The organism is Enterobacter cloacae complex sp. FDA-CDC-AR_0164 (assembly GCF_003071645.1).
Taxonomy (GTDB): Bacteria; Pseudomonadota; Gammaproteobacteria; order Enterobacterales; family Enterobacteriaceae; genus Enterobacter; species Enterobacter ludwigii.
The window spans coordinates 3,572,523-3,584,902 of the sequence record NZ_CP028950.1 but is presented as its reverse complement, the minus strand read 5'-3'; the positions used below and the strand labels follow the sequence as shown (position 1 = coordinate 3,584,902).

The window sequence follows — 12,380 nt, the reverse complement described above, 5'->3', positions numbered from 1 at the left end:
AAACATTAGGGTTTTAGGGCGGAGGTAAGTTGATATAAATCAAAGGAAAAGTGGGAGGTTTTAGAGCGCAAAAAAAGCCCTCATCCTTAGTGAGTAGGCTATTTCAGTAAAAAAGACGTGGTTTTTCACGGCACTGAAGCGTCTCCGATACCGCCTCCTCCTGCCGCTTACTCCGTTGGCAATTTAGGGGTAATCCTTTATTGGTATGGGTATACTCCTGGGTATGCACCAGAATAGCGCCATTCCTGCAAGCAGGCCACGTCAGGAGCCCGGCAACTCTATGTTAAAAAGATGTTTATCTCCGCTAACACTGGTTAACCAGTTGGCACTGATCGTTATGCTGTCCACCGCCCTCGGTGTGACCGGTATGGCGATTTCTGGCTGGCTGGTACAGGGCGTACAGGGTAATGCGCATGCCATCAACGAGGCAGGCTCTCTACGCATGCAGAGTTATCGCCTGCTGGCGTCGGTACCGCTGACGGAAGACGATCAGCCTCTGATCGACGAAATGGAGCGTACCGCGTTCAGCCCGGAGCTGGAACGCGCCGCCATCCGTGACGGGCAGGAATCACAGCTTAAATCCCTGCAAAACTACTGGCACACCCAGCTTCAGCCTGGTCTGAAACAGGCGCGCAATACTGAGACCGTGGCACGGGACGTCGCGGGCTTTGTGTCGCGCATTGACGCGCTGGTCTCCTCTTTCGATCAGACCACAGAATTGCGTATCGACCGGGTGCTGATGGTTCACCGCGCCATGGCGTTGTTTATGGGGCTGCTGCTGATTTTCACCATCCTCTGGCTGCGCGCCCGGCTGTTGAACCCCTGGAAACAGCTGCTGGCAATGGCCCGCGCGGTAACCGCACGCGATTTTACTCAGCGCACACATATCAGCGGGCGTAATGAAATGGCGATGCTGGGCCAGGCGCTCAATACCATGTCGGAAGAACTCTCCGAAAGCTACGCCGTGCTGGAAAAACGCGTGCAGGAGAAAACGGCAGGGCTGGAGCAGAAAAACGAAATCCTCTCCTTCCTGTGGCAGGCCAATCGTCGTCTGCATATGCAGGTGCCGTTATGTGAACGCCTCTCGCCGGTGCTGAATGGCCTGCAAAATCTGACCTTGCTGCATGACCTGGAGCTGCGGGTCTACGATGTGGAAGATGAAGATAATCATCAGGAATTTACCTGTCAGTCCGACATGTCCTGCGATGACAAAGGCTGTCATCTTTGCCCGCGAGGCTTGCCGCCCCTGACCTCCGGCGGTACGACGCTGAAGTGGCGACTGACGGACAGCCATACCCAGTACGGTATCTTGCTGGCCACGCTGCCCGCCGGGCGGCATCTGAGCCACGATCAGCAGCAGCTGGTCGATACGCTGGTCGAGCAGCTGACCGCTACACTGGCGCTCGACCGCCATCAGGAAAAGCAACAACAGCTGATCGTCATGGAAGAGCGTGCGACTATCGCGCGCGAACTGCATGACTCCATCGCCCAGTCGCTCTCCTGTATGAAAATGCAGGTCAGCTGTCTGCAGATGCAGGATGCGGAGATGCCGGAAAGCAACAAACAGCTGCTGAGCCAGATCCGCAACGAACTCAATACCTCATGGATCCAGCTTCGCGAGCTATTAACCACCTTCCGCCTGCAGCTGACCGAGCCTGGCCTGCGCCCCGCGCTGGAGTCCAGCTGCCATGAATTTAGCGCCCGACTGGGGTTCCCGGTGAAGCTTGATTATCAGCTGCCGCCGCGGTTTGTCCCCTCCCATCAGGCGATTCATCTACTGCAGATCGCCCGTGAAGCCCTGAGCAACGTGCTCAAACACGCTGACGCGACGGCGGTCACCGTTACCGTCAGCCAGCACGATAATCAGGTCAGGCTCACGGTTCATGACAACGGCTGCGGCGTGCCGGAAAATGCCGAAAGAACTAACCATTATGGTTTAATTATCATGCGAGACCGCGCCCAAAGCCTGCGCGGTGATTGCCAGGTTCGCCGGCGAGAGACAGGTGGCACGGAAGTCGTGGTCACCTTTATTCCCGAAAAACCGCTCACAACTGCTCAAGGAGAAACCCATGACTAATCAGGAACCGGCATCCATCCTGTTGATCGACGACCATCCGATGCTGCGTACTGGCGTTAAACAGCTGGTCAGCATGGCACCCGATATCACCGTCGTTGGCGAAGCCAGCAATGGCGAACAGGGCATTGAGCTTGCCGAATCGCTTGATCCCGATCTGATTCTGCTCGATCTCAACATGCCGGGCATGAACGGTCTGGAAACGCTCGACAAGCTGCGGGAAAAATCGCTCTCCGGACGCGTAGTGGTTTTTAGCGTCTCGAATCATGAAGAGGATGTGGTGACGGCGCTCAAGCGTGGCGCGGACGGCTACCTGCTGAAAGATATGGAGCCGGAAGATCTGCTCAAGGCCCTGCAACAGGCCGCCGCGGGTGAGATGGTACTGAGCGAAGCCTTAACGCCGGTGCTGGCCGCCAGCCTGCGGGCAAACCGCGCCACCTCGGATCGCGATGTCAGCCAGTTAACGCCGCGTGAGCGCGATATTCTGAAGCTGATTGCCCAGGGCCTGCCGAATAAAATGATTGCGCGTCGCCTGGATATCACCGAAAGCACGGTCAAAGTGCATGTGAAACATATGCTGAAGAAAATGAAGTTAAAATCCCGGGTTGAAGCCGCGGTATGGGTACACCAGGAACGTATTTTTTAAGCATTACTCATCCGGCAGCAGCTTCCAGCGCGGATCGTCGGTGGATAATGCCACAAGCGGTTGCGCCACAGCCAGCGTGATCTCATTGGACGAGACGCGCTTGCCATCATTATCTTCTACCACCACCGAAAGCCGCCAGCGGTTGCTCGCGCCCTCACTGTCATCCCAGGCAGGCATAATCACGCTCCAGCCGTCTTCGCTGGTATTGTTGGCCGGCGATGTCAGACTCAGCGCCTGCGTATCTCCCTGCCAGTGCAGCTGGCGAATCCCGTGCTTACTGCGGATCTGCAGCTTAAGCATCACGGTTTCGCCCCCTTTAAGATCCCACGGCGGTGTCGCCAGGTAGACGGACAACGTTTTGCTCTGGCGGAACTCCATCACCGGCAGGTTATCCCGCTCTGGCGAATCATAGCGACTGCCGCGCAGAGAACGGGTGGCGGCGACTTCACTGGCAGAAAGTTGCTTCACCAGCGGCACGCCAAAGCGGTAGTTGAGCTTGAGGCCAAGATTATTCTGGCTCACCCCACTCTCCCCTTGCTTATGCCCGGCGGTGAGGGTCACCAGCGGAACGGGGGTATAATTCAGCCCAAGATTGACCGCCACCGGGTTGTGATAACCGGTACCGCTGTTGAACAGGTCAACGTTATCACCAAAATATTGCTCAAAACTGACGCTGGTATTCAGGTGATGGAACCACGGCAACCACGCTTTAGCGGTCACGTCGTACCCCCGGGCCATACGTTGTTCCTGAATGTCGGAGCGATCGCGCCAGCCGGCAAAGGGCTGATAATAGTTCGCAGACAGACGCAGGTTCTCGCCCCACACTTCCGCACCTAACCCGGCACGCTGCAGGTTTTCATCCAGCAGGTTGTCGTAAAAGGTGTTGTAGCCGAGCAACCATTTTCCGGCAACCCAGCGCTGCCCAATGCCGGCATTGCTCACCAGACCGTCAGTCTGCTGCGTCAGGCCAAGCTGGCTCCAGCTCAGATAACGGTTGTTATCGTTCCACGGAATAAACCAGCTGCCGCTGCTGCCGTTAAATTTGCCGTCGTCATCCACCAGCAAGTTCACGCTGGCATTCCCCCACGGCGAAAGCCAGGATTCAATATGCTGGTTCACTTCGCCGCTCACCGCGTCACGCACCTTGCCAAAGGCAAACTGACGCGCCTGCTCGCCTGTCGTCAGGCCGTTATCGGTCATACTGGCTTCGCCAAACGCTTTCGCCATTTCTGCCAGATGTTTTTCGCCCTCGGTCGTGGGCGCCGCCATGCCGAGATCGGGCAGATTATCCCCGTTGTTATCAAAGGGGTTCTGTGCCTGTTGCACAAAGGAATTCGGCGCACCGTGAACGGCTCCGACCGGAATGAGGGGGAGTAAAGCAAGCAAACGAAGATGAGATGAAACAGCCATTAACGTCGTAAGAAATACCCGATGCTTACGTGAGAACACCGGGTACCTTACCGTTATTCCTCACGTTTTGCAGCCTTAAGAGGAATTTTCCGGAATATCCTGAAACATTGTTTTTAGTTCAGGCACACAGGAGCCGCAGTTCGTTCCGCAGCGCAGCCTGGCACCCAGCGCCGCGACGGAATCACACCCTCCCCCAATCGCCTCGCGTATGACGGTTTCCCCCACGCTGAAACAGCTGCAGATGATCCGGCCCGGATCGACACTGTCCCCGGTTCCCTGTCCATTCAACAACGCGTGGCGCTCAGCAAGCGTCACGGGAGGTGAACGAAACGCGGCTTCAATTACCGCGTGCGCCAGTGTCGGTAACGCAGTGCCTTCCCAGAACCCGAGCATCAGTTGTCCGTCATGCCAGGCCAGTACGCTGCTGCGCTCGCTGGTCTGCGCGACCTGCAGCTGCCAGCCCCGTTCACTGGCGTACTGCATAACCCACGCCAGCAACGGCTTATCCCCCGCCACCGTCAGACGTGAGACTTTACGCCACCAGCAGACAGAGGGGGGAAGCTCCGGCAGTTCACGGGCATAAAGCTCACCCTGCCAGCCCGGCTGCCAGGGCATAATCCTGACGGACGTCTGTTTACTCTCGGGCTGACCGGACAGCGGGTCACAGCGCCCTTCCACCAGCGCATTCACCTTCCCCTGGCGGGCAAACTGGGCATTCCAGTGCATTGGCACAAACAGCTCACCTTCTCGCTGCCCGTCAGTGATGCGCACTCTTGCCAGCATCACCCCACGCGGAGAGCTGATGCGCGCCAGCTGTCCGTCGTACAGTGAGAAGCGTATGGCATCGGCGGCGCCGATCTCAACACACGGCTCAGCACTATGCTGCATCAGTTTCGGGACGTACCCCGTCCGGGTCATGGTGTGCCACTGATCGCGGATACGTCCGGTATTGAGAATCAGCGGGTATAGTGCGTTTATTGCCGCACCGTGTGGCTGAGGCTCTACCGGCACAATTTCCCGACGCGCAAAGGCCCCCGCTGGCCACTGATAAGGCTCAAGCCGGTCCCATTCCTCACGGGTAAGTGACGCCAGTTCATGAAGGTTAAACGCCCGCGCACCGTCATTTTCAAAGGCCGAGAGCGCTGCATGCTCACAAAAAATTTGCTGCGGATGTTCCCAGGCGAAGGCTTCACCAAAGCCCAGCGCCTGTGCCACCCGGGCGATGACCCACCAGTCCGGTTTGGTCTCGCCTGGCGCCGGCAAAAAGGCGCGCTGGCGCGAAATACGCCGCTCGGAATTGGTTACCGTACCGTCTTTCTCCCCCCACGCCTGCACCGGGAAGCGGATATGGGCATAGCGGCTGGTGTCGGTCTCCTGCATCACCTCGGAGACAATCACCAGCGGGCAATGTTCCAGCGCCTGGCACACTGCGTGGCTGTCCGGCAGCGAGACGGCAGGATTGGTACCCATGATCCACACCGCTTTCACTTCGCCGCGGGCGATCGCATCAAACAACTCCACCGCCATCAGGCCCGGCGTCTGGGCCAGTCTTTCCGTCCCCCAGAAACGCGCCACCCGCGAAAGAGACTCCGGCTCGAAATTCATGTGAGCAGCAAGCTGGTTCGCCAGCCCACCCACCTCCCGCCCCCCCATCGCGTTAGGCTGTCCGGTCAGCGAAAACGGTCCGCAACCCTGACGGGCGAATTTTCCGCTGGCCAGATGAACGTTGATGATGGCATTACACTTGTCGCTGCCGCTTGAGGACTGATTAATGCCCATGGTGTAGAGCGTGATGGCCCGCGGCGCAGTCACAAACCAGTCGTAGAAGGTCCCCACGTCCTCGGTTGAGAGGCCACAAAACTCAGCCACCCGGGCGATGGGCCACGCGTCGGTTCCCTGAATCAGATTGAGTAAACCGACAAACAGCCCGGCGTCACTGCCGGGCGTAAGCGCCAGATGCAGGTCAGCAATATCGCAGGTGGCCGTTTTGCGCGGATCGATAACCACAACTTTCATCGCAGGGTTGTTCTGGCGCGCCTGTACCAGCCGCTGATACAGCACCGGATGGGTCCATGCCGCATTCGACCCGACCAGCACCACCACATCGCTGTTTTCCACATCCTCATAGCTACACGGCACCACATCTTCACCAAACGCGCGCTTGTAGCCCGTCACCGCGGACGACATACAGAGCCGCGAGTTGGTATCAATGTTTGCCGCACCAATAAACCCTTTCATCAGCTTATTGGCGGCGTAATAGTCCTCGGTCAGCAGCTGGCCGGAGGCGTAAAACGCCACCGCCTGTGGTCCCCAGGTGTCGATGATGGTCTGCAGCCGTTCACCAGCCGCCGCCAGCGCCCGGGACCATTCCACCTCCTGCCCGTCGACCACCGGGTGCAGCAATCGCCCCTGCAGACCGGTCGTTTCGCCTAATGCCGAGCCTTTAACGCACAGGCGTCCAAAACTGGCGGGATGTCGTTCATCTCCGCGCACGGTAACCTTCTCACCCTCTACCGTTGCGATCACGCCGCAACCCACCCCGCAGTAAGGGCACGTCGTTCGGGTTTCATTCATGACGCCTCCGCACGCAAGATCTGCGCGTCGTTCCCGACCCACACCTGACCGTTTTCTATTTTCACCGGCCAGGCGCGCACCGCAGGTTCCCCGTTATCGACCTGACAGCCGTCGCGCAGACGGATACGCTGCTTATAGATCGGAGAGATGACCACCGGCTCGCCGGCAGCATCGCCGAGAATACCGCGTGAAAGCACGTTTGCTGTGCTGCCCGGCTCGAGGTCGTCGAGGGCATAGACAGATTGACCAAAGCGGAAAAGCGCAATCGGTTTTCGCCCCAGCCGGGCGCCGATCCCCGCCTGCTCAGGGATCTCATCGATAGCGCAGACCGCTTGCCAGCGTTTATTCTCTTCCACCGGCTGACGGTTCACTTCGGTACGGAACAGCGCCAGGCGGCTCGGATCGTTAAGCGTGGTCTGCCATTCACACTGGTAGGTTTCCACCACGCGGGCCATCTCCTGTTCCAGCTCGTGCGCAATGCCCAGGCTGTCGTGAAGAATCACCTCGCGCAGGTAGTCGATCCCCCCTTCCAGATTGTCCATCCACGTACTGGTACGCTGCAGGCGATCCGCCGTGCGGATGTAGAACATCAGGAAACGGTCGACGGTGCGGATCAGCGTCTCGTCATCCAGATCGCTGGCAAAGAGATCCGCATGGCGCGGTTTCATGCCGCCGTTACCGCAGAGATAAAGGTTCCAGCCTTTGTCGGTCGCAATGACGCCCACGTCCTTGCTCTGAGCCTCCGCACATTCACGGGTACAACCGGACACGGCCATTTTAATTTTGTGCGGCGCGCGTAAGCCTTTATAGCGGTGCTCAAGCGTGACCGCGAGACGCGTTGAATCTTGCACGCCATAGCGGCACCAGGTCGACCCGACGCAGGATTTCACCGTGCGCAGGGATTTACCGTACGCGTGACCGGTCTCAAATCCGGCCTCCACCAGCGCCTGCCAGATCGCCGGCAGCTGGTCGAGCGTGGCGCCAAAGAGGTCGATACGCTGTCCGCCCGTGATTTTGCTGTACAGCTGGTAGCGTTTGGCGATCTGGCCGATAGCTATCAAGCCGTCGGCCGACACTTCCCCTGCAGGCATCCGGGGCACGATGGAGTACGTCCCGTCTTTCTGAATATTGGCAAAATAACGGTCGTTGGTGTCCTGCAGCGGCAGATGTGCCGGTTTCAGCAGGTACTCATTCCAGCAGGAGGCGAGCACTGACCCCACCAGCGGTTTACAGATTTCGCAACCGTGCCCCTGCCCGTAACGGCTGATAAGCTGGTCGAAGGTACGAATATGATTGACGCGCACCAGGTGATAGATTTCCTGACGCGACCACGGGAAGTGTTCGCAGATGTCCTTTTTTACCTCCACGCCCTGCTCCGCAAGCTGGTACTCCATCACCTGTTTCACCAGCGCGCTGCATCCTCCGCAACCGGTCGCGGCTTTGGTGCACTGTTTTATGGCTCCAATATCCGCGGCACCGGCACTTACCGCCTGACAGATATCACCTTTGCTGACGTTATGGCAGGAGCAGATCTGCGCACTGTCAGGCAGTGCCGCCACGCCGAGGGCTTTTGGCGCGCTCCCGGCGAAGGAAGGTAAAATCAGCGTTTCAGGCTCTTTGGGTAGCGCTATGCCGTTGAGCATCATCTGCACCAGGGTCGCATATTCGCTGGCATCCCCCACCAGTACGCCGCCCAACAGGGTTTTATTGTCCTCACTGACCACGATCTTTTTATAGATTTGTTGCGGACCATGCGTCCATTGATAGCTTAGCGCGCCGGGCGTTCTTCCATGGGCATCGCCAAACGAGGCCACATCTACCCCCAGCAGCTTCAGTTTGGTGCTCATGTCAGCCCCGGTAAAGGCGCTCGCCTCTCCCGCCAGCGTGGCCGATGCCACCCGCGCCATCTGATAACCCGGGGCGACCAGGCCAAAAATTTTACCCTCCCACAGCGCACATTCGCCGATAGCGAACACGTCTTTATCGGAAGTCTGGCACTGGTTATCAATGCAAATCCCGCCGCGCTCTCCGGTCACCAGGCCACTGCTGCGCCCCAGTGCATCCTGCGGGCGAATACCTGCAGAGAAGACCACGATGTCAGTTTCCAGCTGTTCACCGTCCGCAAAGCGCATCACCAGCCCGCCGTTCGCAGAGACGATGTCGGTGGTGGCTTTGCTGGTGTGAACGCCCACGCCGATCGCTTCGATTTTTTTGCGCAGCATGGCCGCGCCGTCGTTGTCGAGTTGTACCGCCATCAGGTGTGGCGCAAACTCCACGACATGCGTTTCCAGGCCCAGCTGTTTCAGGGCATTCGCGGCTTCCAGTCCCAGCAGGCCACCGCCAATGACCACCCCGCGACGGGATTGCTTTGCCTGCGCGGCGATGTTATCCAGGTCGTCCAGCGTACGGTAAACAAAGCAGCCCGGCAGCGTGCTGCCCGGTACCGGAGGCACAAACGGGTACGAGCCGGTCGCCAGCACCAGTTTGTCCCAGTGGGTTTCATGCCCACTGGCGGTACACACGACGTGTGCGTCGCGATCGATACTCACAATTTGCTGCGAGAGGCGAAGCTCAATGCCGTGTTCAGCAAAGAAATCACCGTCCACCAGCGAGAGCGATTCTGCGCTTCGTCCGCCAAAATACTCTGACAAATGCACACGATCGTAGGCGGCATAGCGCTCTTCGCCAAAAACGATAATCTGGTACTGCCGGTGCAAATTGCGCTTCACACAGTCTTCGAGAAAATGATGGCCGACCATACCGTGTCCAACCACCACCAGCGTAGGTTTTGTCATAGCGTTTTGTCCTGCAACCTGCGGTTGCGTAGTGAATCGATTGAACAGCCAGTCCGCGTGGGCGGGTGCAGCCGTTGCCAGTAAATCGGTGAATGTTGCCGCGTTGCGGCAATCCCCCATCAGCAGCACGCCAGCAAGCGCACCGCGATGCAGTAACAAACGGCGATAGTGACGGGTCAGCGGATCCCAGGCGCTCCAGACCACATCGTCCGGCAGAACCTCTGCTCGCCCGGCGCTGAACAACTCCACACCGGGCACTTTGAGGCGCATGCCGCTGTCGGTCAGGGCAAATGGCGTGCTAGCCTCCCCAGCCAGCCGGGCGGCGAGGATATCTGCCTGCGCCAGGCAAGGTGCAACCAGGCCGAACGTCTGGCCGTCGATTTCACAGCACTCACCGATGGCGCTGATCGCCGGGACTGAGGTCTGCATCTGGTGGTTAACCACAATGCCGCGGACACAGTGAATGCCGCTGGCTTTTGCCAGTGCGACATTGGGCTGCACGCCGGTCGCCAGCACCACGCGAGAGGCGTTAATCTTGCGTCCGTTGTGTAACGTCACGGCATCCGCCGCAATGGCGGTCATTCCCGATGACAGTTCGCAGCGAACGCCGCGCTCCGCCAGCGCCTCTTCAAGCAAAACGCCTGCCTGGCGATCGAGCTGCTGTTCCATCAGCCACGCACCACGATGCACCAGCGTGACGTTGTCACAAGACCGGGTCAGTGCCGCAGCGACCTCGACGCCGAGCACCCCACCGCCCAGCACTACAGCTGGCCCCGGGTTCTCCTGAATCGCGCGGATATCAGCCAGCGTACGAAAGGTGAAGACATGCGGAGCGTCACCGCCCGGAATGGGGGGTACAAAAGGCGTCGACCCGGTGGCAAAGACCAGTTCGTCCCAGGCCAGCGTGGTTGCTGTGGTATGGACCTCGCGTTTCTCAACATCCACGGAGAGCACCTTTTCGCCCCGTCGTACCGTCACACCCCGTGCGTGATACCAGGCGTCATCCTGCAGGCGGATCTGCTGCGCCTGTTTTTCCCCGCCCAGTACCGGCGAGAGCATGATGCGGTTGTAAGCGTGTTCCGACTCCTCGCCAAACACGGTGATCGTGAAGCGACCGGGCGCACGCTCGGTCAGCGAGGCAATCAGCCGTGTTGCGGCCATCCCATTACCGATAACGATCAGTCGCATCACCGCCTCCGTTACGCCGCTTTAGGCTGTTTTTCATAGAGGAAATGGAGGATCTGCTGACGCATATGGTGATAGCGGCTATCGTCCGCCAGCTGAACCCGATTGCGCGGGCGAGGCAGGTCAACGTGCAGCACCTCGCCGACGGTGGCCGCCGGGCCGTTAGTCATCATCAGTACCCGGTCAGAAAGCAGCACAGCCTCGTCCACATCGTGGGTGATAAGCACGATGGTGGTGTTCAGCGCCTGCTGGATTTGCATCACCGAGTCCTGCAGATGCGCGCGCGTGAGCGCATCCAGCGCGCCAAACGGTTCATCCATCAGCAGGACCTTAGGCTTCATCGCCAGCGCACGGGCAATGCCAACGCGCTGTTTCATGCCGCCGGAGATTTCCGAAGGCCGTTTATGCAGGGCATGCCCCATCTGGACGCGATCGAGGTTGTGTTCAATCCACTCCTTGCGCTCCGCCTTGCTCATGGTGCGGCGAAAGACCTGATCCACCGCCAGCGCAACGTTGTCGAAGCAGGTGAGCCACGGCAGCAGAGAATGGTTCTGAAACACCACCGCACGCTCCGGTCCTGGCCCGGCGATTTCGCGGTTATCGCAAATCAGCCCACCTTCGGTCGGCAGGGTGATCCCGGCAATCAGGTTCAGCAACGTCGATTTGCCGCACCCGGAGTGGCCAATCAGGCTCACGGTTTCGCCTTCGTGAATATCAAAAGAGACGTTCTGCAGCGCCAGAAACTCGCCGCTGGCGGTAGAAAAACGCTGGCTCACGGCCTGGACCTGAATTAATGGTTTCATCTTCGCTCCTTATTTTTCCTGCCAGCTAAAGCGACGGGCGATCAGCATCAGCCCCTGCTCCAGCAGCAACCCGACCACGCCAATGATGACGATGGCAATGAGAATGTTTTCGACGTTGAGGTTGTTCCACTCATTCCAGATCCAGAAGCCGATCCCCAGCCCACCGGTGAGCATCTCGGCGGCGACAATGACCAGCCAGGCGATGCCAATCGAGAGGCGAACCCCGGTCAGCACCGCGGGCAGCACGGCCGGGAAGAGGATCCGCCGCATGATGGTCCACTCGGAGAGCTGCAGCACGCGGGCAACGTTAAGGTAATCCTGCGGAATACGACGTACCCCTTCAGCGGTGTTAATCACCATTGGCCATATTGAGCAGATAAAAATGGTCCAGTTGGAGGCGGGCTCCGCTTTCTGGAACAGCAGCAGGCCGATAGGCAACCAGGCTAAAGGACTGACCGGGCGTAACAGTGCAATCAACGGGCTGAACATGCGCGAACAAAAGGTGAAGCGACCGATCAGGAAACCGAGCGGGATCCCCGCGAGCGCCGCCAGACCAAAGCCCACCGCCACGCGCTGCAGCGAAGCGAGCACGTTCCAGCCGATACCCATATCGTTTGGCCCGTCGCGGTAAAACGGGTCAGCGAAGAGCGTTAATGCGGAATCCAGCGTGCTGAGCGGCGTCGGGAACCCTTTGCTGTTGATCGCGGCCAGTTGCCAGAGCAACACCAGTAACCCGAGCCCCAGTAGCGCCGGAATCACGCGCTGCAGAAGGTCATTCATCCGTCGCGTGAACGTCGGTGCGCGGCGGCGAACCTGTACCGGAGGGAGGGTAATCACTTCCCCGCTCGCCGGCGTCTCGTCTTTCGATTTCGTGCTGTGCAGATGCTGCATAA

General features: G+C 59.0%; 7 protein-coding genes. 2 read left to right on the top strand and 5 right to left on the bottom strand.

All coding sequences use genetic code 11. From position 1 onward, the window contains the following. The first annotated feature begins 280 nt into the window (after positions 1–280). Both narX and narL read left to right on the top strand, forming a co-directional pair. A complete protein-coding gene (gene narX, locus AM410_RS17735; protein WP_025203922.1) occupies positions 281–2,077 on the top strand; it encodes a nitrate/nitrite two-component system sensor histidine kinase NarX in 1,797 nt (598 codons plus the stop codon). Then, positions 2,070–2,720 carry a two-component system response regulator NarL gene (narL, locus tag AM410_RS17730; RefSeq protein WP_003856701.1) on the top strand — a complete coding sequence of 217 codons (651 nt, stop codon included), beginning with the start codon at positions 2,070–2,072 and terminating at the stop codon, positions 2,718–2,720. Before narX ends, narL begins: the two co-directional genes overlap by 8 nt. A 3-nt stretch (positions 2,721–2,723) precedes the next feature. Here narL and AM410_RS17725 read toward each other — a convergent pair whose 3' ends face one another. The 5 genes from AM410_RS17725 to ntrB all read right to left on the bottom strand — a co-directional run bounded on the left by AM410_RS17725 (position 2,724) and on the right by ntrB (position 12,378). Continuing rightward, complete coding sequence (locus AM410_RS17725; RefSeq protein WP_063156524.1) at positions 2,724–4,130, bottom strand: YchO/YchP family invasin; 1,407 nt, start codon at positions 4,128–4,130, stop codon at positions 2,724–2,726. Between the two features lie 75 nt (positions 4,131–4,205). Beyond that, positions 4,206–6,704, bottom strand: a complete 2,499-nt coding sequence (locus AM410_RS17720; protein WP_073397382.1) for a nitrate reductase — start codon at positions 6,702–6,704, stop codon at positions 4,206–4,208. Then, positions 6,701–10,687, bottom strand: coding sequence for a nitrite reductase large subunit NirB (nirB, locus tag AM410_RS17715; RefSeq protein WP_073397386.1), 3,987 nt, complete (start codon positions 10,685–10,687; stop codon positions 6,701–6,703). Before nirB ends, AM410_RS17720 begins: the two co-directional genes overlap by 4 nt. 11 nt (positions 10,688–10,698) lie before the next feature. Further along, positions 10,699–11,487, bottom strand: coding sequence for an ABC transporter ATP-binding protein (locus tag AM410_RS17710; protein ID WP_014170481.1), 789 nt, complete (start codon positions 11,485–11,487; stop codon positions 10,699–10,701). Positions 11,488–11,496: 9 nt separating this feature from the next. Further along, on the bottom strand, positions 11,497–12,378 hold the full coding sequence (gene ntrB, locus AM410_RS17705) for a nitrate ABC transporter permease (protein WP_073397387.1): 882 nt from the start codon (positions 12,376–12,378) through the stop codon (positions 11,497–11,499). Between the last annotated feature and the right edge of the window lie 2 nt (positions 12,379–12,380).

What these genes read in the sequence shown, in the direction of transcription:
- nirB (WP_073397386.1), bottom strand. Translation starts at nt 10,687, where the DNA reads ATGCGACTGATCGTTATCGGTAATGGGATGGCCGCAACACGGCTGATT.
- narL (WP_003856701.1), top strand. Translation starts at nt 2,070, where the DNA reads ATGACTAATCAGGAACCGGCATCCATCCTGTTGATCGACGACCATCCG.
- AM410_RS17710 (WP_014170481.1), bottom strand. Translation starts at nt 11,487, where the DNA reads ATGAAACCATTAATTCAGGTCCAGGCCGTGAGCCAGCGTTTTTCTACC.
- AM410_RS17720 (WP_073397382.1), bottom strand. Translation starts at nt 6,704, where the DNA reads ATGAATGAAACCCGAACGACGTGCCCTTACTGCGGGGTGGGTTGCGGC.
- ntrB (WP_073397387.1), bottom strand. Translation starts at nt 12,378, where the DNA reads ATGCAGCATCTGCACAGCACGAAATCGAAAGACGAGACGCCGGCGAGC.
- narX (WP_025203922.1), top strand. Translation starts at nt 281, where the DNA reads ATGTTAAAAAGATGTTTATCTCCGCTAACACTGGTTAACCAGTTGGCA.
- AM410_RS17725 (WP_063156524.1), bottom strand. Translation starts at nt 4,130, where the DNA reads ATGGCTGTTTCATCTCATCTTCGTTTGCTTGCTTTACTCCCCCTCATT.